Genomic DNA, 25,178 nt, shown 5'->3' with positions numbered 1-25,178 from the left:
CATGCTTTACAGTGAAGCTACTACAGAGTGAAGGAAGATGGCAGTGAGCGTAGATCCGTTGACGGTCGACTGGTCGCCGGAACAGACGGCCGCGATGCAGCAACTTCGGGACTGGGCCGTCAGCTTCGCCGAGCTCAACCAGCACCTGGCCGCGTGGATGAGTCTGCCGAACTCGGACGCGAACGCGCTCGGGCACATCATCTGGGCGGCCGAAGCCGACCAGCCGTTGACGCCGGCCGATCTCTCCCGGCAGATCGGGATGACCTCCGGTGCCACCACCGTGCTGCTCAACCGGCTCGAGACGGCGGGTCACGTTCGCCGCAGCCGGGAACACGCCGACCGGCGCCGCGTCACGTTACGGCCCGAGCCGGGTGCTCGCGAACAGGCCCGCGCGTTCCTGGCCGCGGCGGGCGCCGAGATCGCCGAGGTCCTGCAGAACACCAGCGCCGAGGAGCTTCGTCAGGCAACCGCGTTCGTGGCGCGCCTCACCGCAGCAAGCGCACAGGCGAACAAGCGCCTCCAGCACCAAGCCGAAGCCGGTCGGCGCTCGCAACGCCATTGACAGCGCGGGCCGGTAGCCGTCGGCATGGTAAGGCCCGCCGGGGTCGTGATCAGGGGCGAGGCCGACCGTCGACCGGATATTTGTTACACCAGTTGCCTTAACTCGGCGGTTCGCATAACGTGGCCGGACATCGACAGACTTCGTTGTCTCTGGCCGACGTGGAGGGGAACCGCAGTGACCGTCTACATCGCCGGTGACTCCACCGCCGCCACGTACACCGCCGAAGCGGCACCCCAGTCCGGCTGGGGTCAGGTCCTCGGGGAGCTCATCGACGCCGAGGTCGAGAACGTCGCCCGGCCCGGCGCGAGTTCGAAGAGTTTCATCGGCCTGGGCCTGCTCGATGAGATCCTGGGCCGGATCACGGCGGGCGACTGCCTGGTCATCTCCTTCGGGCACAACGACGCGAAGGCCGAGGACCCGGCCCGGTACACCGAGCCGGCCACGACCTACCCGGAGCATCTGGCGCGCTACGTCGACCAGGCGCGAGCCAGGGGAGCGAGCCCGGTGCTGATCACGCCGGTCGAACGCCGTCACTTCGACACCGCCGGGACCATCGAGCCCAGCCATGGGAAGTACCCGGCCGCGATGATCGGCCTCGCCGCCGACCGGAGCGTGCCGCTGTTCGACCTGACCGCGGCCAGCACCCGGCTGTGGAACGCCGAGGGGCCGGCCGGCACCAGGAAGTACTTCCTGCACGTCCCGGCCTCGACGTATCCGAGGTACCCGGACGGCATCGAGGACAACACCCACTTCGTGGACAACGGGGCGAGGGCGGTGGCCGGCCTGGTCGCGCCCTTCCTCGACAGTCAGGTCAGGAGGACACGAGAATGGCGCGCCTGAGGATTCGAGCCGTACTGCTGATCGCGGGATTGCTGGCCGGCGGGATCGCACCCGCCCCGGCGCGGGCCGCGGATCCGCGCCACGACATCGGGCGCGAGGTCCTCGGGCCCCGCGACGGTTGGGGATCGGCCGACGGGGGAGTCACCGGCGGGTCGGCCGCCACCGCCGAACACGTCTGGTTGGTGCGCGACCGCAACGAACTCGCCGCGGCCGTGGCCGGTGACGAGCCGAAGATCGTCTACGTGGCGGGACGCTTCGACGCCAACGTCGACGCCGCCGGCAACCCGCTGGACTGCGCCGACTACGCCGCACCCGGCTGGGACCTCGGCGCCTACCTTGAGGCGTACGACCCGGCGGTCTGGACCGGTGCGCCGACCGGGCCCCTCGAAGACGCCCGCAAGGCCTCCAACGCCAACCAGGGCCGAAGCGTCAAGATCCTGGTCGGGTCGAACACCACCATCGTCGGACTGCCGCATTCCAGCATCACCGGGGCCCAGCTGGAGCTGGAGTCGGTGCACAACGTCATCCTGCGCAACCTGGCGCTGCATGACGCGTACACCTGCTTCCCGGGATGGAACGGCGACGCCTGGAAGACCGAGTGGGACAACCTGGCCCTCAGCCACACCTCGCACGTCTGGATCGACCACGTGAGCATCGACGACGGCGATCACCCGGACGCGGCCGAGCCGCTGGTCTTCGGCCAGCATCTGCTGCGCCACGACGGCCTGCTCGACATCGCCCGGCAGAGCGACCTGGTCACCATCTCCTGGAGCAGGTTCTCCGGGCACGACAAGGGCATGCTGTGGGGCAACGGCGACACCGTCCTCGCCGACCGGGGCAAGATCCGCGTCACCATGCACCACAGCGAGATCACGGACCTCGTGCAGCGAGGCCCGCGGGTCCGGTTCGGCCAGGTGCACGTCTACAACAACCTGTACCGCTCCACCGCCGGCTCGGGCTACCTGTACTCGTGGGGCATCGGCATCGAGTCCAAGCTGTACGCCGAGAACAACGCGTTCCAGCTCGCCGCGCCGTTCACCGCCGCCACCATCATCTGGGTGTCCAGCGGCACCGCGATCCACGAGAGCGGCACGCTGGTCAACGGCCGGCCGGTCGACGTTCTCGCCGCCTACAACGCCGCGAACGACCCGGACCTGAGCCCCGACGTCGGCTGGGCACCCACCCTGCACACCCGCATCGACCCGGCGCGGGCCGTCCCGGGACTGGTGGCGGCCGGCGCAGGCGCGCGCCTTTCTGTTGTCAAACACCATCGATAGACATCTACGGGGTGAATCCCTCGAGAGGAGCGTGCTCGTGAACAGCCGACGATGGGGTGCCCTGGGCGCCGTCGTGGTGACCATCGGCGTCCTTGCCGTTTCGGTGGCCACACCGGGTCTGGCGGCCACCGGGACGACCTACTATCTGGACGCCACCGGCGGGAACGACGCGAATGCCGGCACGAGTTCGGCGGCGCCCTGGAAGTCGCTGGGCAAGCTCACCGTCACGACGTTCAAGGCCGGCGACCAGATCCTGCTGAAGGCCGGGCAGGTCTGGTCCGGCTACGTCTGGCCGAAGGGCTCGGGTGTGACCGGGAGCCCGATCGTCCTCTCGTCGTACGGCACCGGCGCGCGCCCGCGGATCGACGGGGCCGGGAAGGTCGGCTCGACCGTGAAGCTGCACAACCAGCAGTACTGGGAGATCCGCAACCTCGAGGTCACCAACACGGCGCCGGCCACCGGCACGGCCGGGGCGAACCTGAAGGACCTGCGCGGCATCCACATCGACGGCGACAACGGCACCACCCTCAATCACCTGTACGTCGACGGCGTCTACGTGCACGACGTGACCGGCCAGGTCAACTGGATCGGCGGCGACGCCGCGGGCAACGCACCCGGCGTCACCTTCCAGACCGGCTGGGACAACTCGAAGAAGACCGGGGGCATAGTCTTCGACACGACCGTCGCCTCGATCACCGCCCCCGGCAGCACGCCGACCATCCTCAACGACCTCGCCGTGCAGAACTCGACGATCTCCGACACGTCGTTCGCCGGGATTGTCGTCAAGCAGTACAGCGGTGACGCCACGGGGGCCACCGCTACCGGCTGGGGCAACCGCGCGTCGGTGAGTGACGCGAACTTCCGGCCGCACACCAACGTGGTGATCCGGAACAACTACATCTCCCAGGCGAACACCGCGTACGGCTGCAACGGTGTCTATCTCACCGACGTCCGGGGTGCGCTGATCACCGGGAACACCGTCTACAAGGCCGGCACCTCGGGCATCGAGGCGTACTTCGCCGACAACGTCACGGTGGAGCACAACGAGATCTACCAGACGTCCAAGAAGGCCGGCGGCGCCGACTACAACGGCATCGACCCGGACAAGGCCACCACCAACATCCTGGTCCAGTACAACTTCGTGCACGACAACGGCGACGGCATCCTGCTCTGCCAGTTCGCGTTCGGCAGCGTGACCGTCCGGTACAACATCATCAAGAGCAACACCCGTTACCCGATCTACCTGCACTCGGACAAGGCCGCGGTCGCCGACATCTACAACAACACGATCTACAACAACGTCAGCGGCTATCTGACGTACGGCTACGGCACCTCGCTGACCGCGAAGTACACGATCCGTAACAACATCTACCACTCCACCAAGGCCAACGCCGTGCTCACGGCCAGCAGCACGATCACGTACCAGAACAACCTCTACGCGGGCACGCTGACCATCCCGTCGACCGACACCAGCGCGAGGACGGGCGATCCGAAGTTCGTCAACCCGGGGGTGACCGGCCCGTACGGCACCGCGGCGAGCGGACCCCAACTGAAGACGGCGCTGGCCTACGCGCTGACCGCCGGCTCGCCGGCCATCAACACCGGCCTGGCGATCAGCGGCAACGGCGGTGTCGACTACACCGGCGGCGCCCTCTACAACGGCGCCGCCGACATCGGTGCACTCGAGTACGGCGCGGGGAGCGCGTCATGATCGGGCCGCGCCTGCTCGTGGCCGCGGTTGTCGCTGCCACCATCCTCGCGCCCGCTTCCCCGGCCGTCGGCTTTGAAAGGGCGGCCACCGTCGACGGCTTCGCGGCGGTCGCCGGTGCCGGGCTCGCCACCACCACCGGCGGGGCGGGCGGCCGGACGGTCACCGCGACCACGCTCGACGACCTGCGGACGTACGCCGCCGCGGCCGAACCGCTCGTCGTCCGGGTGCGCGGATCGATCGCCGTGACGCCGTTCGGCGACATGATCAAAGTCGGGTCGGACAAGACCATCGTCGGTGCCGGCCCGGGCGCGGAGATCGTCGGCGGCGGCTTCTACATCAATCAGCAGCACAACGTCGTCGTGCGCAACCTGACCATCCGCGACTCGTATCTGCCGGGCGACTGGGACGGCAAGGAGTCGACAAACGACAACGACGGCATCCGGATCGACACCTCGCACCACATCTGGATCGACCACAACACCATCGAGCGGGTCGGCGACGGCGCGATCGACACCCGCAAGGACTGCGACTTCGTGACCGTGTCGTGGAACGTCATCGCCGACACCAACAAGGCGCTCGGCCTCGGCTGGACCACCAACGTGATCACCCACGTGACAGCGCACCACAACTGGATCCGCAACACGTTCCAGCGCAACTGGAGCATCGACAACGCCGCCGCCGCGCACCTCTACAACAACTATCTGCAGGACGTCGGCCAGTACGGCACGATGAGCCGCAACGCGGCCAAGGTGGTCGTCCAGAACTCCTACTTCGACCACGTCAACGATCCGCTCGTGGCCAAGGACGCCGCGTCGGAACTGGTGCAGACCGGCAACGTCTTCGACGGCTCGAGCGGCCGCCGGGACATCGCCGGCGCCGCGTTCGATCCGGCCACGTTCTACCCGTTCGCGCTGGATCCGGCGGACCGGGTGCCGGCGATCGTCCGCGCCGGAGCAGGACCTCAACCGGCCTCGCACCGGCCGCCGGCCCGGGTCGTCACGGTGGCGCTGGACGGCAGCGGCGATTACGCCAGCCTGATGGGCGCGCTTGGCGCGCACCCTCGGGTCATCGTGCTCAAGCCGGGCGTCTATCGCGAAGTTGTCCGCGTCTGGGAGGACATGGCCGGGGTGACCCTCGTCGGCGCCGGCCGGAACCCGTCCGACGTGGTGATCACCTACGACCTCCCGGCCGGTGGCGAGAAGTTCTACGGCGGCACCTACGGCTCGGCCGGCAGCCCGACGTTCACCACGCTGGGCGACGACGTGACGGTACGTAACCTGACGCTGGCCAACTCCTACGACGAGTCGGTCACGCCGAGCCAGGCCCTCGCCGTCCGCACGGTCGGCGACCGGGCGATCTTCGACCGCACCCGCTTCGTCGCCGACCAGGACACCTACAAGGCCGACAGCCCCAACCGCGACCGGGTGAGCCGCACCTACCTGCACGACTGTTACATCGAGGGCGACGTCGACTTCATCTACGGCCGGGGCACCGCGGTCTTCGACGGCTGCGAGATCTTCTCCAGCGACCGGGGCACGCCGGCCAACAACGGCTGGACCACCGCCGCCAGCACCAGCGACGACAACCCGTACGGCTTCCTGTTCACGCACAGCCGGTTCACCAGCGACGCCGCCGCGGGCAGCGTCCACCTGGGCCGGCCGTGGCATCCGGGCGGCGACCTGCGCGCCATCGCCCAGGTGGTCATCCGTGACTCCTGGCTCGGCCCGCAGATCGCCGACCCGCCGTGGACCGACATGAGCGGCTTCCCCTGGCAGCAGGCCCGGTTCTTCGAATACCGCAACACCGGCCCGGGCGCCGCCGTCAGCGAGAACCGCCCCCAGCTCGACCCGGCCGCCGCGGCGGACTTCACCATCGGGACCTACCTGGCCGGTACGGATCACTGGCGGCCGTGGCGGGAACTTCCGTCAGCCAGGTCGGGTGAGCGCCGCCGAACCTATTTGTAACACCAGTTGACGTAATGGTTGAGGCCCGCATAGCCTGGCGGCGCATCGACCACCAACGATGCATTTCCGTTCCCATATGTCTCGCCGCCTGCGGGCGTGCCACTCCGCGACTTCTCCGCCGTCCTCGCGTCGGAAGCCGCGCCGTGCCCCGGTGCACCCGCGGTGGCAGAAAGGACCCGCAGTGTCCGGATCCACGAGAACCAAGTTCCGGTTGCGCCTCGCCGCCGTGGTGCTGACCGTCCCGGCCCTCCTGATCGGTTATGCGGCCCTGCCGTCGGCCGCCGCCACCGCCCCGGTGGCGACCGGCGTCTACACCCTGGCGTCCGGGGCCAGCGGCAAGTGCGTCGACGTCACCGGTGCCTCCACCGCGAGCAGCGCCCTGCTGATCCAGACCGCGTGCAACGCCGCGGCCACCAACCATCAATGGACGGTGACCGCGCAGAACTCCGGGCAGTTCCAGCTCGTCAACGGCAACAGCACCAAGTGCATCGACGTGCCCAGCTCGTCCACCACCTCGGGCACCCAGCTGCAGCAGTACAGCTGCGGCGACGCCACCAAGAACAACCAGCTGTGGACGTTCACCGCGTCGGCCGCGGCCGCCGGCAAGTACCAGATCAAGAGTGTCGCGAGCGGCCTGTGCATCAGCGACAAGGACGGGTCGACCGCGGGGAACAACCCGATCGTCGAGGAGACCTGCTCCGACATCGCCCGGATGCAGTGGTCGTTCAACTACGTCTCCGGCCCCACCGCGCCGACGACGTCACCGACCACCGGCACCAAGCCCACGGTCGCCAAGGACGGCACCGGCAGCTACACCACCGTGCAGGCCGCGGTCGACGCGGTGCCGGCCGGCAACACCACCCGGCGGACCATCACCATCAAGGCCGGTACCTACCGGGAGAGCGTGGTCATCCCGTCGACCAAGCCGTTCATCACCTTCCAGGGCCTCGGGTCGGCGCCGTCGGCCACGGTGATCGTCAACAACAAACCCGCCTCGACCGCCGGGACCACCGGCTCGGCCACCGTCTACGTACAGGCCAAGGAATTCAATGCCACCAATCTGACCTTCAACAACGACTACGACGAGACGGTGGCCGCTTCGCAGGCCCTCGCTTTGGCACTGTACGGGGACAAAGCAGTCCTCAAGAACGTACGGATCACCGCCGACCAGGACACGCTGCTGATCTACAACAGCGCTAGGGCGTACATCGCGAACTCCTACATCGAGGGCACCGTCGACTTCATCTACGGCAACGGCCAGGCGGTCTTCAACGCCTGCCAGATCTACGAGAAGCGCAGCACCGGCGGCTACCTCACGGCGGCCAACACGCCGTCGACCCAGACGTACGGCTTCCTGATCTACAAGTCGACGATCACCGGCCTGCCCACCAACCTCACCTACCTCGGCCGGCCGTGGGGCGCCGCCGCCCAGGTCACCTTCCGGGAGTCGTCGCTGAGCGCCACCATCAAGATCGCCCAGCCGTGGACCGACATGTCCACAAACACCTGGCAGAACGCCCGGTTCTACGAATACAAGAACACCGGCTCGGGCGCGACCGTCAACAGCAACCGCGCCCAGCTGACCGACGCGCAGGCGGCCAACTACACCCCGCAGAAGTACCTGGCCGGCACCGACGGCTGGAACCCGATCGGCTGAGTCCGCTGAGGCCGGTCCGGACGAATGGCTCCCGGCCGGGCCGGCCTCAGCTCCGGGGACGGGTGATCCAGGTGGACGGGTCCCGGCGTACGTCGTCGACGACGGTGAGGGCGGCGCCGATCACCGCGGCGTCCGGGCCGATCGGCGCCGCCCGCACCTCGACCGGCGACCACCGGGCGGTCAGCACCCGGTCGCGGATCTGGGTCTGGATCTCGTCGGTCAGCCAGGTCGCGAGCAGCGAGTAGCTGCCGTCGAGCAGGACGGTGTCGACGTCGATCAGGTTGATCAGCGCGCCGACCGAGATGCCCAGTGCGGTGCCGGCTCGGGCGAGCGCGGCGCGGACCTCCGGCAACCGGTCGGCCAGCACGCCGATGGTGACCGCCGGGGTCTGGTGCGACAGCGCACCGGACCGCTGCTCGGCGTCGGGTACGGCGGCGAGGATCGCCGCCAGACCGGCGTACTCCTGCAGGCAGCCTTTGGCGCCGCAGGCGCAGGTCGAGCCGTCGGGCTCCACCGTGACGTGCCCGAGTTCGCCGCTCCAGCCGCGGGCCCCGCGCAGCAGTTCGCCGTCCAGGACGATGCCCGCGCCCAGCTCGAAGTCGCCGAACAGGCAGACGAAGTTGCGCAGTTGCCTGTCGCTCGCGTGCCACTCGGCGAGAGCGGCCAGGCCGGCCTCGTTGTCGACGGCGACGGCCACCTCGTCCGATCCCAGCGCGGCCCGCAGGCGGGCGCCGGCGTCGAAGTCGCGCCAGCCGATGGCCGGCGCGAAGCGGACCCGGCTGCGGTCCTGCACCGGCCCCGGGACGGCGAGGGTGACACCGGCGACGGTGAGCCCCTGGGCGGCCGCGGTGCCGATGGCGTTCTTCGCGATCGCGGCCAGGTCGTCGATGGTCTGCTCCGGTGCGGTGACCGGGTGGGTGCGCGGGGCGAACTCCAGGTGGCGTACCGCTCCGGTGAAGTCGACGATGCACGCGGTCAGGCTGCCGGTGCGCATGTCCAGGCCGAGCCCGGCCGGTCCGGTCCGGGACAACGTCAACCCGATCGGGGGCCGGCCGGCGCTGCGCGAGCGGTCCGGGCCGACCTCGGTGATCAGGCCACCGGTCAGCAGGTCGTCGACCAGGCGGGAGATGGTGGGCCGGGCCAGGCCGGTGGCGCGGGCCAGTTCGATCCGGGAGACCGGGGTCGCGTCGGCGGCGATCCGTTGCAGGAGCAGGCCGAGATTGTGGGCGCGGACGTGCTCCTGCCGGGCCGGCGCCACGAAGTCGGATCCGGCGCGGCGTACGGGCATTGTCACGTCGCGAGCTCCGCGGCGAGCGCGGCCGCCCGGTCCGGCGGCAGCAGGCCGTCCGCCACGGCGACGACGATCCGGCGGCGCAGCGTGGCGTCCGGCGGGAGCATCAGCGGCGACTCCCACGACAGCGCCGAACCCACGCCGATGTAGTCCCGGGTGCGCAGGAACCACCGGTCGTCCCGGGTCTGTGGGGACGCGGCGATGAAGACCAGGGTCCACCAGCTCTGTTCGCCGGCCGGGGCGGACACCGCGAGCCATGGGGATCGGGAGCCGTGGATGGCATCGGTGCTGTCGCCGGAGGTGGCCGCGACCCGGCACTCGCCCGGCCCGGAGGGCGCCCGCCAGAAGAACCCGCCGAACCCCGCCCCGGCCCGGCCCACCGCGGCCGGACTCTGGATCCGCAGGGTGCGCGCGGTGCTGTTGGTCAGGTCGAACTCGCAGGTGAGCGCCCACACGCCGGCATCAACCGGCCGGGCCGACCAGGTGCGCCGCTCGGTCAGCAGCTGCTCGCGATCGATCGACAACCAGCGCAGCGAGTGCCGCAGCCGGCTCGGCGTGCGCTGCGCCCAGCGGACGTGTTCCTGCGTGCCGTGGTTGTTCAGCCAGGCCGGCCCGTGGCCCTCGACGAACGTCCGGCTGCCCCAGAAGTTGTGGCCGTCGATGTCCGCCACCGCGATGCTCGCGCCGAGGTGGTGCAGGTGCGAGGTCGGCTTCAGCGCGGTGACCACGGTGCCGGCCATCGTCCGTACCGGATGCAGGTAGGGACGTGGTGCGGCGGCGGCCGGCAGCTCCGGGCACCACACGTACTCGGCGACGGTCCGGTCCCCGAGACGTAACACCGCCGGCTCGATACGCACGGCTCGACCGCCTCTCCCAGCTCGTGATCCGTCAGCAGGATAAACACATCCCGCCGACTCATCCATCGACGGCCTTGACTTCCTGGTCATCGATTAGTAATAGTCTGTAACAAAGTACGGCCCGCTGCTCGCCACCGAGATTCCGGGCCCACTTCCGGTTGTCGGCGACATCGACCGGCATCTACCAATACGTATCCGAAAAGGCGTCCTCCCCGGCTCATCCTCGGCCGGGGGAGCCGCCGCCATCCGACGATGCGAAAGGAACCTGGACATGTCCGGGATCAGAAAAAGAAGGCGGCCGCTCCCGGCCGTCCCCGACACCGACCCCGCCCGCTGATGGCCACCCGCAGATTCGTGCTGGCGGCCGGCCTGGCCGGGGTGACCGCCGCTGCCTTCGGCGAGCTGCCGGCGTCGGCCGCGACCGCCGTGAAGGTGTACGTGGCCGGTGACTCGACGGCGTCGACGTACGTCACCGGGTACAAGCCGAGAACCGGGTGGGGGCAGGCGCTGCAGCTGTTCCTGACGCCCGACGCCACAGTGGTCAACGTGGCCAAGTCCGGCGCCAGCTCCAAGAGCTTCATCGACCTGGGCCGGCTCGACCACATCCTGGGCCTGATCAAGAGCGGCGACTACCTGCTGATCTCGTTCGGCCACAACGACGAGAAGGTCGACGACCCGACCCGCTACACCGAGCCGTCGACGACCTACAAGTCGTACCTCAGCCAGTACATCGACAAGGCCCGGGCCAAGGGCGCCAAGCCCGTCCTGATCACCCCGGTCGAGCGCCGCCGGTTCACCAGTGCCGGCGTGGCCACCACCTCGCACGGCGCCTACCCGGCCGCGATGCGCCAGCTGGCCACGGCGAAGGCAGTGCCGCTGGTCGACCTCAGCGCGTCCAGCCTGGCGCTGTGGAGCCGGCTTGGCGTCGAGGGAACCAAGACGTGCTTCCTGTTCCTGGCCGCCGGGCAGAGCGCCAACTACCCGACCGGCGTCGAGGACAACACGCACTTCCAGGCCCACGGCGCGATCGAGGTAGCCCGGCTGATCGGCACCGCGCTGCAGAGCCAGGGCATCCTGCCCACCGAGGTGTTCAAACAGCTCACCAACATGAACATCCCCGACAGCAAGATCGTCTGGCCCACCACCGCCCCCTACTGAAGGACACCCCCATGTCCGGAACATCCCCCCGGCGCCGCGTCCTCGCCGTCGCCGCCGCCTCCGCGGCCGTCCTCGCGGCCGGCACCCTCCTCGCCGTCGGCCAGCTCGACGCGTCCGCGGCCGAATCCAGCCCGGTCGGCTTCGCCGGCCTCAACGGCGGCACCGCCGGCGGCGCCAAGGGCACCGTCGTGACCGTGACCACCGCGGCCGCGCTCAAGACCGCGCTGACCTCCACCACCTCGCAGACCGTGAAGATCTCCGGGATGATCACCATCGCCGGGATGTACACCGTCGCCTCGAACAAGACCGTCCTCGGTTCCGGCGCCAGCTCCGGCATCACCGGCGGCGGACTCAACCTCTCCGGCGTCAAGAACGTCATCATCCGGAACCTGGTGTTCAAGAACGCCAGTGACGACTCGATCAACGTGCAGTCCGGCACCACCAACGTGTGGATCGACCACAACGATCTGTCGAACGGTTACGACGGGCTGATCGACATCAAACGCGGTTCCGACTTCATCACCGTCTCCTGGAACCACCTGCACGACCACGACAAGTCGATGCTGCTCGGACACGACGACGCCAACGGCGCCCAGGACATCGGGCATCTGCGGGTCACCTACGTGCACAACTGGTTCGACGGCACCAACCAGCGCCACCCGCGGGTGCGTTTCGGCAACCCGGTCCACGTCCTCAACAACTACTACAGCAACATCGGATCGTACGGCGTGGGCTCGGCCATGAACGCCGGCGTCTTCGTGGAGCGCAACTATTTCGAGAACGTCGCCAAGCCCACGATCACCACCGTCGCCGAATCCGACCCGGGCAACCTGAAGGTCCTCAACAACTACAAGGTCAATTCAGGTACGGAGGAAACCCGCAACCCCGGCAGCGTGGCCGCGATCCCGTACTCGTACACCCCGGAGGCCAACAACACCGTGAAGGCCACCGTCACGGCCGGCGCCGGCACCGGAAAGCTCTGACACCTCCAGCAAGGCCCGCCGGTCCGTCCACCTCTCCTGGTGCATGGACCGGCGACCTCGCGCCCAGATCCTGGGGATGCCTTCAACGCCGTACCGATGCTTTCGTGGCTTCTGTTCGTACCGTTGACGATTCCGGACTCTGATTGCATCGCTGGCGTGCTCCACGACTGGCGGGGGATCGCCCTGATCTTCGGTGGCGTTTGTGAAACGAGGTCGTATCAGGCGAACAGATCTTCGAGCATCGATCACCGGGACATACACACCGGCCTGACCTGCATGATCAGGTTGGAAAAGGCTCACTGAATGTGCTGTCGTCGAGGAAGGCCAGTCCGTCGAGTTTGAACAGCAGCTCTCGCAGCGAGAAGTCAGGCAGATGTGCCGCTCCGAGCCGTTCGAGGCTACGCAGGTCAGGCCGTAGCCAGCTCGGGCAGCAGGCTCTCCCACGCCCGCACGAGCACACCGGCGGTCAGCATCCGGATCTTCGGCCAGTCCCCGATGAGAAGGTCACGATTGATCCACCGGGCCAGGTCGGCACGCTGACCATCACCGATCAGCGTCGTCTACAGCGTCAAGCGCCGTGGCGGGTTCTCCACGTCGAAGTCCGGCGCACCAGACCAGCAAAGGCGATTCGGTAGTTCGACGACACCGCTCTGCGGACCGGCGAACTCATCCCAGGCCGGAATCCGGTCAGCCATGTCCCCGGTCCGGGCCAGCCTCTGGTTGATACCCACCGGCTGATTCTCGCATCAGGCGCGCGAGGCGGCCAGCGGGTTGGGTTCGGACCACCACGACGATCAGCTGGGCCTTGGCGCGGCATTGAAACTTGTGGATGATGCGTGATATTTACGATGAATCGGCTGGACAGGGCCAAACCGACGGCGCCCCCTCGGGCCGGGACAATCGTCCGGCAGCCTGTCGAATCATCGACAAGGCCGTTAAATCCGTTGACGCCCCGCGGCCACGGCGCGACGTTGAGTGATGTGCCCATCCTGGCTGCCCGCACGACGATCGCCCGCCGAGCGCTCTGCGCCCTGGCGATGGTGATCGCCCTGCTGCCGGCTCATGCCGACCCGGCGCCGTTCAAGCCCTTGGTCCGCATCACCGCGGGCTGGCCGGGCGATCAGGTCAACGTGTACTTCGCCAACTCCCAGTACAACGTGGTCGACTGCCGCCTGTACTGGGCGGCGGCCGAGGACAAGAAGGCCGACTGCGACGGGAAACACCACGCCGTGATCGACGTGCCCGATCTGCCGCCCGGGCCGACCGGGCTCAGGTGGGAGATGGAGTACGGGCCACCGGCCAGTCCCAGCCCGGACGGCGAGCACATGGGCGACGAGATTCCCTTCACCGTCAACGGTGTCCGCGCGGCCGCCGACCACGTCGAGGCCGAGCCCGGCGACCTGGTAACCGTCACCTTCACCCCGGTCGGCACCGGTGTCGGCATCGGCGACTGCGGCATCGACGAGCCGGTGAAGGCGGCCTGCCCGACGGAGACGGACGTCTCGCAGGCGCAGATCACGGTGCCGGGGAACGCCCTCCCCGGCAGCAGCGTCGCGCTGCATTGGTACGCCGAATCGGGTCCGCGGGGCTTCGGGCACTCGACCGGAGGGAACATCGGCGTCAAGATCCGCCCGTTGCCGCCGGCCGAGTTCGACGTGCGCGGGCAGGCCGACACGCTCGGGCCCGGGCAGCCGTTCATCGCGACGTTCCGCAGCCTCACCCCCGGCGTGACCATCACCGGCTGTGGACTCACGCTCGGCGACCGCTCCGCGTGCGGTAGCTCCGATGTAGCGGTCGTGATGATCCCGCCGGACACGCCGTCGGGCACGAGGCTCACGATTCCGTGGGACCTGACCTACTCCAGTACCCGACCCGGCGAACCGACGGACCCGGCGCCCACGGCGACGGGCGAGCTGCGCCTGCTGGTCGAGGCACAAACCTCGGAGCTGGCGGTGACCGTCCAGCCGGCGGAGGCGTACCCCGGCGACGAGGTCGTGCTCAGCTTCGCCGCGCTGCGCCCCGGGGTGTCGATCGTCGAATGCCTGGCGTTCTTCCCGAACGACCCCGGCGGCATCTGCCAGAAGTCGCCGCGACGCTGGTTCGCCCGTACGCACGTGCCGCCGAACGCCCCGCCGGGGCCGACCCTGCTGCGCTGGGGAGCGGCGTCGATCACGGCCGGCGGCCGGCCGATCGCCGACTCGGGCGCGTTCGTGTTCACCGTCCGGGCGCGCGCCGGCGGAGACGCGCCGGTCGGTCCGCCCGGGAATCCGCCGGGAGATCCGGTGCGGCAGTTCACGCCGCCGCGGGACGCCGACCCGCGGCCGCCGACGTTCGTGGCGACGTCCGACCCGGAGACCGCCGCGCCCGGGACGGCGGTGACCGTTTCGGTCGCGCCGCTCACCCCGGGCGTCACGATCACCGGCTGCACCGCCGGTTTCCGCGGCGTGGCCGGCCCGGGCTGCTCCGGCGCCGGCGGCGGGGCGTGGACGGCCCGGCCGTTGGTGCCCACCTCGGCCGGCCCCGGCGACCAGCCGCTCGACTGGCACGTCACCTGGAGCGACACCACCGGGCACGCCGGCCGGGAGGCCGGCACGATCGCCTATCGGGTGTCGGAGCCGGGTACCCGGCTGCAACCGGCCTTCCGGGTGCAGGTGACGCCGCCGAAGGCGAAGCCCGGCGAGCACGTCGCGGTTACCCAGAGCGCCCTGGACGACGGGGTGACCATCACCGGGTGCGAGGCGGGGTTCAGCGTGGGGGCTTCGATGGCAAGCTGCCGCGACACCGGGCAGGGCTGGGTGGCCGACGTGACGGTGCCGGAGAAGGCGCCGGCCGGCACCGGGGCGGTGTTGTGGAATGTCGCGTACGACCGGGCCGGTCCCGGTACGGCCGACGGGTTCACCCGGCTCGAGGTGATGCCGACCGCCGGCCCGTCCTTCTGGGGCAAGCTGGCCGGCTTCGGCGGCCGCATCACCCTCGGCGCCGTGGCGCTGGTCGGCTTCGTCGCGTACCGCGCGGTCGGGAGCCGCGTGCGGGAGCGATGGAAGCAACGTCGAGCTCGATCCGCCGAGCTGCCGGACGACGTGGACGTCCGGCCGCTGCCGGACGCCGGACTGTTCCGCACCGACCTCGGTGCACCTACCCGGGAGCCGCATCCGGTGATCCGGTTGTCCCCGATCGGCGGCAGTCCCCGGGCAACCCTCCGGGAGGAGCCACCATGACCGACGAGAGCACCACGGTTCGCAGCATCTTCTTCGACAGCCCCGCGGACGCGGCGACCGCGCTCGGTGCGGCCCTCCGCTCCGGTGCGGCCGCGGACGAGGTGCGCGGCCGGCTGGGCCGGATGCCCGGCGCCGCCAAGGACGCCGTGCTCGGCGAGGCCGGCAAGGTGGCCGCCGGGGTGCTGGAGATGGACGTCACCGACATCTTCCGGTCCGCCTGGACCAAGCACGCCGCACTGTGCGCGGCGGCCGAGGCCAGCCTGGACGATCCGGCGGAGCAGGTGGTCCCGCTGGCCACCCACAGCGTCACGTTCGAGCAGGATCCCGGCGTCGAGATCCAGGTGGCAAACCTGGCGGTCGCCACGGTGGCCGTGCACGTCCAGCTGGACATCGCGGTGCGCGGCCTGCTGGCGGTGGTCGAGGCGGGCCGGCTCACCCGCGTCCGGATCGGCGCGGCCGACTTCAGCGGCGCGCTCGAGGTCGCCGGCCAGCCGCTGCTGGAGCGGCAGAAGTCGGTGGAGCTCCGCCACGCCCTTCGCCTTGGCAACGGCATCCGGCTGGCCCCGCGCGCCTGAACGGCAACGGCCGCCGAATGCGCGGACCGGTGTGAGTACCTTGGCGGTCAACCGGTGATCATGCCCGGTGGAGCTGGGCTCGGCGGGCATCCGGAGCGGAGGGGCTGACCCGGGCGAGCAACGCGGGTGAGGGCCGCAGGCCGAGTTCGTCGCGCAGCACCGTGGCGTAGCGATCGAACTGCTGATACGCCTGTGCCACGTTGCCCTCGGCCAGATAAACGTCGATCAAGGCGGAGTGTCCCGATTCGCGCAGCGGCTCGGCCTCGATGACGGCGTACGCCACGTCGATCGCCTGTAGGTAGCAGCCGGTCCGGCAGAGCCGGCCGGCCAGCGCCTCCAGCGCATGCATCTGCAGCTGCCGGATTCGCTCGCGTTCGAGCAGCAGCCAGTCCTCGTCCCACCCCGGAAGCAGGTCACCGACCAGCGTGGTGACCTGGGCGTCCGCCGGGCGCAGGTCGGGATCGTCGGAGAGCAGCCGGGTCGCCTGCGCCCGGCCGCGGTGCACGTCGACGTCCACGACGTCGTCCAGCCGGACCCACTCGCGGCCGACGAGCAGTATGTGGGGGTCCGCCCGCCGGATCCGCCACAGCGCCGTCCGGAGGCTGGCTCGCGCACGTTCGGCGATCACGTCGGACCAGAGTCGCTCGGCGAGCTGACGGCGGGCGCAGGCCGGCCGGCTCAACCGGTCGAGGCACAGGTAGGCGAGCACCCGCGAGGCCTGGACCGGCAGCGCCACCGGCCGATCGGCGACCTGCAGGCTGAAGCCGCCCAGTAAGGAGATCCGCGGCCGGTCCGGCATCGCTTCGGGGCCAGCCGCGTTTTTTGTCCGTGACATCGGCGCCTCCCCCTGGTCACATGGCGCCCGAGACTTCACCGACGATGCTTGTGCTCCGTGTGCGCGCGCGTCAACGCCGCTGTCATGGGCCCGACACGACGTTGACGCTGCCTGGCACGCCGGTGCGGAGACTGAACGCGTGGAGTCCGGGAACCGGGTCATCGTCCTGCGTGGATGGCTGGAGCACGACGGCGTACGCGTCCGCATCCTGGTGTCCGACGGCGCCCGGCGGCAATGGGTCGTCGTCGGCGCGAAGCAGGCGGCCGCGGTGGTCGAGGCGCTGCTCGCGGAACTGGCGGGTCCGCCGGGCGAAGACGGTGGCCGTTGACGACAGCGCAGACGTACGGCTGACGCGACGTTGACGGTGGCGGGGACGCTGCCTCCGTACGGTCGGCCGGACTGTTCAGGAGGCGTTTATGAACGGGCACTCGAACCTGACCTACCCCGACGTGCCGGCAACCGAGACGTCGTCGTCGCCCTTCGTCGGCGGTGCGCGCTCGATGGATGCCCCGGGCATCGCCGAAGCCGCCGACTACCGCTCCGGCGAGCAGGGCCCGATGGGGCTGGTGTCCAGCCCGTTCGCCGACGGGCTGCTCGGCAGCGGCCGGTCGGAGGCGGACGAGGCCTTCGGCGCGCTGGTGAGTGAGCTGACCGACGAGGGCTTCGACGAGGCCGTGCAGGACCTGGTCGACGAGGCCGCCGGCCGGCACCTGACGTCGGCCGGCACCTGGTCGTCCGAGGCCACCGGTTATCTGGCGACGGGTGAGGTGCAGAACTGGATGGCCGAGCTCGCCGCCGAGGCCGACCGGATGCTGGAGCACGTCGAACAGCACTTCGCGGCCCGGACGCCAGAGTCGCTGACCGACGGCGAGGTGGACGCGGCCCTCGCCGAGCTTCTCGCCGAGGCCGGGCCCCGCCTCGACGGGGAGAACTTCTTCGGTGCCCTGGCCCGCAAGGCCGGCTCGCTGCTCAAGGGCGCGGCCAAGCTGGCCAAGCGCGGTGTCGCCTTCGCCGGCCGCCTGGTGCTCGGGCCGCTGGTCGGCGCGCTGCGGCGGATCGTTCCCGCGCTGCTGAACTGGGTTCTCCGCAAGGCACTGAACCTGCTGCCGGAGAATATGCGCAATGACGCGGCGGCACTGGCCGCGAGCTTCGGCATCACCCTTCCCACCGCCCCGACAGCTCCGGCGGCGGCCGCCACCGAACCCGTACCCGCGGGTGCCGCCGACCCGGCCGCCGGCGCGGAACCCACCGCCGGCGCCGCGCTCGCCGAGCTCTTCGACGCCCACCTCGCCGAGGCCGTCCTCGGCGGCGACCAGCCGGCGACCAGCCGGCTGACCGCCGAGGCGCAGGTCACCGTCGAGGAGGACGGCCGGTCCGCGGTGGCCGGCTTGGACGCCGCCCGCGCCACCCTCACCGAGCAGCTCGCCGCGGCCGAGACCGGCTCGGTGCTGACCACCGAGGTGGAACAGTTCATTCCCGCCGTGATGGCTGCCCTTCCGCTGATCCGCGCCGGGATCCGGGTGATCGGCCGGGACCGGGTCGTCGGGCTGATCGCTCGGCCACTGGCCGAGCTGATCAAGGGCCGGGTCGGCCCGGACGCCACCAAGGTGCTCTCGCGCGCCATCGCCGACAAGGGACTGGCGCTGTTGCGCCTGGAGGCGGAGTCCGCCACGGACGGGCGGCTCGGCGCCGAAGCACTGGTATCCATGCTGGAGGACACGATCCGGGCCGTCGGCGAGTTGCCGGCGGAGTCACTGGCGGAGCCGCTGCGGGTGCGTGCCGAGCTGCAGGAGGCGTTCGGTGAGGCCGCCGCGCGTCATCTGCCGGCCGAGTTGCTTCGCGCGGACCTCGACACGAACGAGATCGACGGCGAGTCGGCGGTGTGGGTGATGATGCCTCGCGGCCCCGGCCGGCGTTACCGCTACCGCAAGTGCTCGCGGACGTTCCCCGTCCGGATCAGCCGCAACGTCGCACGGGCCGTCGTGCTTGCCGACGGCGGCACGCTCGAGCAGCGTTTCCTCGACGAGGGAACCGCCGGCTGGCCGGCCGAGGCGGAGGTGCACCTCTACGAGGCGCTCCCCGGCACCCATCTCGGCCAGCTCGCCGCGTCCGAGGATCGGGCCGACACGAGCGAGTTCGAGCTCCTCACGCCGGGCACGGCGGCACTGCTGCTCGGCCAGCCCGGCGTCGGGCGAGCCGGGTACGGCGTCGGCCGCCGCTACTTCCGGGTGGTGCCCGGGCGCGGCTGGCGGCACCCGCGCCAGTTCAAGCGCGCGGTGGTGGTGCTTGTGCTCACCGGTCCCCGCCCGGTGTTGCGGGTGCATCTGCGCCTCAGCGAGCGCGCCGCGCATCGGCTCACGGAACTGCTGGCGCAGGGCGCCGACGTCCGGATCGTGACCGGGTTCCGGTCGCTCATCCTCGGCCTCGCCAAGCAGTCGCTGCCAGCGCGGATCGCGCGCCAGGCGCAACGCACCCCGGACGTGGCGCTCACCGCCGAGCAGACGCAGACGCTGGCCGCCGCCGTCGGCGAGCGGATGGTGGTCGCCGTCGCCCAGCAACTGCGATCGCTGGCGCCCGCCCTGGCCGCGGCCGCCCGGGACCCCGCCGAGGGTCTCACCCTCACGTTCGAGTTCGGATTCGCGGACCGGGCGGCGCTGGCCGCCGGCCGGCCGGACGCACCCAACCTCACCGTGCGCCCGGGCCGGCATCGTGACTGACCGCGGCGATCAGCTCACCGCGGAACTCGCGCACTGGCGGTACGCGGTGGACGCGATGGCGGACCTCGACATCGTGGCCTCCCCCGTCGCCTGGGACGGCCTGGAGCAGTACCTGCGACTACAGGTGCGGGACCGGCTGGCCGCGATCGTCACCGGGCTCCGGCTGGAGGCGGCCGAGCTGGTGGCGGCGGCCGCGGGCCGGGACGATCCCCGCGACCTGCGCGATCGCGTCCTGCGGCTCCGTCGCCGGTACTTCCAGGCGGAGGCCATCCTGGGTTTCTACGGCGACGCGGTGGCCACCCGGAGCAACCCCGCCCTCGCCGCACTGCTGCGTGGCTTCGACACGCTCGCCGCCGAAGGCCTGGAGGGACTGCTCCGGCCGCTCGGCATCGACAGCCCGCCCGTGCTCTGCTACCTCGACGCCGGTGCCGGCGCCGCGATCCTGCGGGCCGGCGTACGCCTCTGGGATCACGCCAATCCGTCGCCCGCGGCGGCGATCAAGCTCACCTGGCACTCGCTGCCGCATCCGACGTCGCTGTTCCACGAGACCGGCCACCAGTTCGCCCACCTCACCGGGTGGACTGCCGAGCTGGCGGACGCGCTCGACTCCGTGCTGGCCGGGCGGTCGGTCGAGCTGGCCGCCCTCTGGCGAAGCTGGGCCGGTGAGGTGGCCGCCGACGTGCATGCCATCGCGCTGTGCGGGTGGTCGCCGGTGCCGGCGCTGGCCAACGTCGTCGACGGCCCGACCGACGCGGTGCTGCGGATCATCCCCGGTGACCCGCATCCCTTCCCGCTGGTCCGGGTGCTCTTCAACGCCGCGCTCTGCCGGGTGTGGTTCGGGCCGGGACCGTGGGACGGCATGGCCCGCACCTGGACCGAACGGCATCTGAGCAGGCCGGACGATTCCGACGGAGCCCGGCTGGCCCGGCTCAGCATCGGCGCGCTGGGCGACCTGGTCGACGTCTGCACCCGACGGCCGATGCAGGCCTTCCAGGGCCGACCGTTCTGCGCGGTGGCCGATCCCCGGCGGGCCGCGCCGGCGGCGCTGGGAGAGCTGGCCCGCCGGGCCGGGCCGTCGCTGCTCACGTCCAGCTACCTGGCCCGCAAGGACCCGGTGCGGATCCTCGCCTGGCTCGTCGGTCGCGCCCTGGACGACCCGGGCAACGCCCCCGTGCACTGGCGCACCTTGCGCGAGTGGGTCGCCGCCCTGGGCGGCCTGCGACAACCCGACACGTCACCCGTGCTCGCGCGGACCACCGCGGCCTGAACAACGCCGGAGGAGCCACCATGGCCACCAACAAATCGACCGGGGGTTCGACGCCCTCGACGATCGCCCTCGACGCCGACCTAGCCGCCCGTCTGGTCGCCGCGCTGGAGACGATCGGTTCCGCGATCGACTCGGGCCAGGGGAACGGCACCCGGGCGCTCGCCCACCCCACCGGCCCGGTGCCGGACCCGGTCCGGTCCCGGGCCGCCCGGGACTACGACGTTCTGCGCGGCGTGCTGGGCCGAGCTGGAGCGCCGCACGGCCTGAGCATGCACCGCGACAAGACCGACATCGTGGTCGACAACCCCCTGCCGGTGTCAGCGACCTACGCGATCGTCGAGAGCCCCGGCACCCCGTCGTCGGGCCCGGTGGCCGAACGCGTCATCGCGGACCCCACCGTCAACCGTCTGAACCTGGATGAGATCACGCAGGACATGTCCATCTCGCGCGTCGAGGTCTTCGATTGCGACGGCAGGTTTCTGGCGTTCGGCCCATCCCTCCTGGCGACCATCGACTTCTCCGGAGAGTGACCATGTACCGCCATCTCGCTGCCAAGTTCGCGTCCCCGTCCGACCTCTTTCTGGTTCACCCCTTGCAACTGAGCCGGTGGCTGGAGACGGCGTGGGCGGCGGCGCCGAACGTTCCGGTCATCGGCACCACCCCGGCCCTCGCACAGCTCGGCAGCCCGACGGTGATCGCGGACTTCGACATGCCGGAGGCTCTGCTGAAGACCCTCGAGCCCGGCGTCAACCTCGCTCGGCCGGGTGACTTCACACCCCCCGGCCGGCAGAACACGCCGCTGCTGTGGGACCACCTCATCTACGCGTACCTGGTCGAGAGCACCGGCATCTACGAGATCCTGGCCAAGATCCTCACTCGGATCGTGCGCGGTGAGACGCTCGGCCGGCTGCGACCGGAGACCTTGCAGTGGGCGCGGGTCATGGAGGAGTTGCTCTTCCGCGCCCAGCCGAACTTCTCGATCGCCGGCCTCCACAGCAGCCTGCGCAGAGACGGCGACTGCCGGCGCCGCAACGCGTACTGGCGGATGTTCGCCTTTGATCTGCCGCACCCGATGTCGGCATCCTGCGGTTGCGCCGGCGGCGCGTCCGGACCCTGCTGGAAAGCCGACGTCGGCAACGGCGTCAACACGGCTTTCGCCTCTCGCCTGAACGAGCTGTTCACCCAGGTCTGGACCGGCTTCGAGAACAAGGCCAACCAGGTCGGTGCGAACGCCACCGACGCGCAGTACGTCGGTCTGCTGGCCGAGGCCCTCGACGACATGCTGGGCAACCGCCGGCAGGGTGGGCTTCTCGCCCGCGAGGAACTGTCTTTCGTGGCCGGCCTGAGCCTGTGCCACCTCACCGTCGAATTCGACACACCGCTGGTGCAGGACCTGCAGGCCACCGCCACCAGCCCGGCCGAACGACTGGCCAAACTCGGTGAGCGGGTCGGTATGACGCCGGCGCCGCGTTCCCGGGAGCTGTTCGAGCTCGCCGAGCCGATGTCCTCGTTGCTGTGGGGAATCGAGCTGGGCCTGTTCAACCCCGGCGCGGCCCCGGAGTCGCTGTACCTGCCCAACGTGCCCAACGGGCCGCCGACCACGCTGAACATCGAGGTCAATCGGATCATCGACCTCTGGCAGTCGGCCACCGGCACCCGCATCAAGACCACCATGCCGTACGCCTCGGGCGTACCCGCGGCGCCGCGGCCACCGGCTCAGCCGCTGCGGGTGCCGACCCCGGCTCCGGGACCGCCGGCGCTGGCCGCGGCGTCCACCAACGGCCACCGAACCTGAGGCGGCGAGATGAGCGGCACCTGGTTCTCGGATGCCGGCTTGGCGGAGTCTCCGTTCGCCGGCGAGGCACCCCCGGACGCGTCGTCGGAGGCGGAGGTGTTGCCGCCGTCGTGGCCCGCGTACCCACCCGACCGTGAGGCCTCGGCTGACGCGTTCCGCGCCGGCCGGTTGGAGTCGCCGTTCGCGCCCGCGCAGGCCGAAACGGAACCGGACCGGGAATTCGAGGAAGAGGACGAGTCCTACTTGGAGTCATCCCCCGAGCCGGAGTCCGGTTACGAGTCCGACGACCTGTTCGAAGCCGAGGAGTTCGCTCGCCACGCCCTCTACGAGGCGGTCGCCGACGAGGCCCACGACCCGGGCCGGGACGTCGGCGACCGGGAACTCGAGGTGGCGCCGGCCGCCCGCCCGCCGATTCTGCGGACGGCGCAGTTGCGGACGGCCTGGCGGGACTACGAGAACGCCGGGCCGAAGATGCGGACGCTTCGCTTGTTCGGATGGGACACCCCGGTCAACCCCGAGACCGTCGACGCCTGGCGCGCGTTCGAGCAGGCCCTCGGCAGCGCCGGCTATCAGCCGCACCGGGCTTGGGTCTACAACCCCCGCGACATCAGCGGCCGGCGGACCCGGTCGCTGCACGCCTGCGGGATCGCGATCGACATCGACCATGCCCGGCCGGTCTGCAACGTGAACCGGGCGACGCCGGGCGGGCGGGCGGTCCGGTTCTCGCCCGCGGCCACCAAGGCGGAACGGTGCCGGGACGTCCGCGACGGCCGCGCCGACACCAGCTTCACCCCCGCCCAGATCGCCGCCGTGGAGGCCATCCGGACGGTCGACGGGCACCAGGTGTTCGCCTGGGGAGGCCGCTGGCACACCATCAAGGACACCATGCACTTCCAGATCAACGTCACGCCCTCGGAACTCGCCGGTGGCCTGCGGCCCCCGTCCGGGACGACGGCCGGCGAGGTAATGCCGGAGTCGGCGGCCGGCGGCCCGTCGGGAACCGAGGTGGTCTTTCCCAGCGGCGAGTCGCTGCGCACGGTGCCGGGCCAGCCGGAGGGCAAGGACCAGGAGTTCTGGGACCCGACCAGATCGGGAAACCCGCTGCTCGACACCGGACCGGCGAACAAGCACAAGAAGCTGTCGGCGAACTTCACCGTGCGCGAACTCACCACCTCGGGCGGGGTCTCCGCCGACCTGGCACGCATCGACCCGAAGCTCGTGGAGTGCCTGCAACGGCTGCGCGAGCACGTCGGCCGATCCGTCCACATCACCTCGGGCTATCGCTCGTGGAAACGCAACCGGGACGTCTACCGGCAGCGCGGGTCCGAACCCACCGCGAGTCAGCACTGCGGCGGACGGGCGGCGGACATCACCATCCCGGGCATGAACGGGCTCGAAATAGCCAGGGCGGCCATCGACGCGTACGGCCCGGGCATCGGTATCGGACTCGCCGCCACCTTCGCCCACATCGACGTGCGCGGGACTGCCGAAGCCTGGAAGTACGGCAACGTCAGCGATGCCTGGGTCGCCGAGATCAAGAACTATCAGCGGGCACGCGGACCGGGCCGGGCCGGCGCGGGCGGTGTGGGCCAGGCACCGTCGAGCCCGTACGCGGGCGGCCGGCTCTGGACGTTCGGCGCCAAGAGCCTCCCGACGCAGGTGGCCGTGTTCTGCCCGCCCGCCGCGATCGGCGTGGACGAGGTCGACGTGCTCGTGTTCGCCCATGGGCTGCTGCACGGATGTCCTCGGCCGCGGAAAGTACCGGCGGGGTTCGTCACGGAGGCACCGTTCCGGCTGGGTGATGCGGTGACCGGCTCGGGCCGGCCGGTCGTGCTGGCCGTGCCGTACCTCAACTGGGCCGACACCGGCGGGGAACGGGCGTTCGGGCCGGCCCGGCGGCGCTGGCACGCACTGGGCCGGCCCGCCACGATGAACGGCCTGATCGCCGAGGTTCTGGCCGAGGTGGGCCGGGTTCAGTCGCGCAGCACGCCCGCCCTGCGCAACCTTGTGGTGGCCGGGCATTCGCGTGCCTACGACGTGCTGGAGCCGCTGGCTCAGCTGCACGCCGACCCGCAGATGCAGCAGGGCGCCCTCGCCCGGCTCGCGGAGGTGTGGGCGTTGGACTCCACCTATGGTCCGCCGGACGTCGAGGCATGGATGAACTGGCTGCACGCCAACCCGGCGCTCAAGGTCACCGTCATCTACCGCCCGGGGGGCCGGCTACCGACCGGGCCGACGACCTGGCGACGAGGCGATGCGCTCTACGAACGCAGAGGGGGACGGCTGACCGTCATCCAGGCCGCCGAGGGCCACTGCGCCCTGCCTGCGGCAAGACTCCCCGCCCTGCTCACACCGCCCGCCGACGCTGTACCGGACGGCGGCGGCCTACTCGAGGGCGACCTGCTGTTCGAGGGCGACTCGCTGTTCGAGGGCGACTCGCTGTTCGAGGGCGACTCGCTGTTCGAGGGCGA

Annotated in this window: 19 protein-coding genes; 16 read left to right on the top strand and 3 right to left on the bottom strand. The window is 70.6% G+C overall.

Translation table 11 applies throughout. The annotated features are described in order from the left end of the window. Positions 1 to 43: 43 nt before the first annotated feature. The 6 genes from Ate02nite_RS30830 to Ate02nite_RS30805 all read left to right on the top strand — a co-directional run bounded on the left by Ate02nite_RS30830 (position 44) and on the right by Ate02nite_RS30805 (position 8,011). Entirely contained in the window at positions 44 to 562 is a 519-nt protein-coding gene (locus Ate02nite_RS30830) for a MarR family winged helix-turn-helix transcriptional regulator (RefSeq protein WP_203811367.1), read from the top strand. Positions 563 to 736: 174 nt separating this feature from the next. Then, on the top strand, positions 737 to 1,402 hold the full coding sequence (locus Ate02nite_RS30825; RefSeq protein ID WP_203811366.1) for a rhamnogalacturonan acetylesterase: 666 nt from the start codon (positions 737 to 739) through the stop codon (positions 1,400 to 1,402). After that, positions 1,390 to 2,679 carry a pectate lyase family protein gene (locus Ate02nite_RS30820; protein WP_203811365.1) on the top strand — a complete coding sequence of 430 codons (1,290 nt, stop codon included), beginning with the start codon at positions 1,390 to 1,392 and terminating at the stop codon, positions 2,677 to 2,679. Before Ate02nite_RS30825 ends, Ate02nite_RS30820 begins: the two co-directional genes overlap by 13 nt. Positions 2,680 to 2,716: 37 nt before the next feature. Further along, a complete protein-coding gene (locus tag Ate02nite_RS30815; protein WP_203811364.1) occupies positions 2,717 to 4,390 on the top strand; it encodes a right-handed parallel beta-helix repeat-containing protein in 1,674 nt (557 codons plus the stop codon). Then, entirely contained in the window at positions 4,387 to 6,354 is a 1,968-nt protein-coding gene (locus tag Ate02nite_RS30810) for a pectinesterase family protein (protein WP_203811363.1), read from the top strand. Before Ate02nite_RS30815 ends, Ate02nite_RS30810 begins: the two co-directional genes overlap by 4 nt. 181 nt (positions 6,355 to 6,535) lie before the next feature. Then, positions 6,536 to 8,011, top strand: coding sequence for a pectinesterase family protein (locus tag Ate02nite_RS30805; RefSeq protein WP_239147817.1), 1,476 nt, complete (start codon positions 6,536 to 6,538; stop codon positions 8,009 to 8,011). 46 nt (positions 8,012 to 8,057) lie between these two features. Here the strand turns inward: Ate02nite_RS30805 and Ate02nite_RS30800 are convergent, their stop codons facing one another. Beyond that, complete coding sequence (locus tag Ate02nite_RS30800) at positions 8,058 to 9,299, bottom strand: ROK family transcriptional regulator (RefSeq protein ID WP_203811645.1); 1,242 nt, start codon at positions 9,297 to 9,299, stop codon at positions 8,058 to 8,060. Between the two features lie 2 nt (positions 9,300 to 9,301). Beyond that, entirely contained in the window at positions 9,302 to 10,141 is an 840-nt protein-coding gene (locus Ate02nite_RS30795; RefSeq protein WP_203811361.1) for a DUF6807 domain-containing protein, read from the bottom strand. A gap of 354 nt (positions 10,142 to 10,495) precedes the next feature. Between Ate02nite_RS30795 and Ate02nite_RS30790 the strand changes: the two genes are divergently transcribed. From Ate02nite_RS30790 to Ate02nite_RS30775, 4 genes are all read left to right on the top strand, one after another. Continuing rightward, positions 10,496 to 11,317 (top strand): rhamnogalacturonan acetylesterase, encoded by an 822-nt coding sequence (locus tag Ate02nite_RS30790; protein WP_203811360.1) that lies wholly within the window; start codon positions 10,496 to 10,498, stop codon positions 11,315 to 11,317. Between the two features lie 11 nt (positions 11,318 to 11,328). Then, on the top strand, positions 11,329 to 12,300 hold the full coding sequence (locus Ate02nite_RS30785; protein ID WP_203811359.1) for a pectate lyase family protein: 972 nt from the start codon (positions 11,329 to 11,331) through the stop codon (positions 12,298 to 12,300). Positions 12,301 to 13,280: 980 nt separating this feature from the next. After that, positions 13,281 to 15,518, top strand: a complete 2,238-nt coding sequence (locus Ate02nite_RS30780; RefSeq protein ID WP_203811358.1) for a hypothetical protein — start codon at positions 13,281 to 13,283, stop codon at positions 15,516 to 15,518. Beyond that, on the top strand, positions 15,515 to 16,093 hold the full coding sequence (locus Ate02nite_RS30775) for a hypothetical protein (protein WP_203811357.1): 579 nt from the start codon (positions 15,515 to 15,517) through the stop codon (positions 16,091 to 16,093). The genes Ate02nite_RS30780 and Ate02nite_RS30775 overlap by 4 nt, the downstream gene beginning before the upstream one ends. Before the next feature lie 58 nt (positions 16,094 to 16,151). Here the strand turns inward: Ate02nite_RS30775 and Ate02nite_RS30770 are convergent, their stop codons facing one another. Beyond that, complete coding sequence (locus Ate02nite_RS30770) at positions 16,152 to 16,928, bottom strand: AfsR/SARP family transcriptional regulator (RefSeq protein WP_203811356.1); 777 nt, start codon at positions 16,926 to 16,928, stop codon at positions 16,152 to 16,154. 139 nt (positions 16,929 to 17,067) lie between these two features. On the opposite strand from Ate02nite_RS30770, the gene Ate02nite_RS30765 reads away from it, so the two are divergent. The 6 genes from Ate02nite_RS30765 to Ate02nite_RS30740 all read left to right on the top strand — a co-directional run. Continuing rightward, the gene (locus Ate02nite_RS30765) at positions 17,068 to 17,256 is read left to right on the top strand and encodes a hypothetical protein (protein WP_203811355.1); all 189 of its coding nucleotides are present in this window, start codon (positions 17,068 to 17,070) and stop codon (positions 17,254 to 17,256) included. 88 nt (positions 17,257 to 17,344) lie between these two features. After that, positions 17,345 to 19,645, top strand: coding sequence for a hypothetical protein (locus Ate02nite_RS30760; protein WP_203811354.1), 2,301 nt, complete (start codon positions 17,345 to 17,347; stop codon positions 19,643 to 19,645). After that, entirely contained in the window at positions 19,638 to 20,912 is a 1,275-nt protein-coding gene (locus Ate02nite_RS30755) for a hypothetical protein (protein ID WP_203811353.1), read from the top strand. Before Ate02nite_RS30760 ends, Ate02nite_RS30755 begins: the two co-directional genes overlap by 8 nt. Positions 20,913 to 20,932: 20 nt before the next feature. Next, on the top strand, positions 20,933 to 21,442 hold the full coding sequence (locus tag Ate02nite_RS30750) for a hypothetical protein (RefSeq protein ID WP_203811352.1): 510 nt from the start codon (positions 20,933 to 20,935) through the stop codon (positions 21,440 to 21,442). A gap of 2 nt (positions 21,443 to 21,444) precedes the next feature. Beyond that, positions 21,445 to 22,707, top strand: coding sequence for a hypothetical protein (locus tag Ate02nite_RS30745; RefSeq protein ID WP_203811351.1), 1,263 nt, complete (start codon positions 21,445 to 21,447; stop codon positions 22,705 to 22,707). A 9-nt stretch (positions 22,708 to 22,716) separates the two neighbouring features. After that, positions 22,717 to 25,178, top strand: a 2,462-nt coding sequence (locus Ate02nite_RS30740; RefSeq protein ID WP_203811350.1) for a D-Ala-D-Ala carboxypeptidase family metallohydrolase, incomplete at its 3' end; no start/stop codon positions are given.

This window comes from Paractinoplanes tereljensis, assembly GCF_016862435.1.
GTDB classification, from domain to species: Bacteria; Actinomycetota; Actinomycetes; order Mycobacteriales; family Micromonosporaceae; genus Actinoplanes; species Actinoplanes tereljensis.
This window is presented reverse-complemented; position numbering and strand designations above follow the sequence as displayed.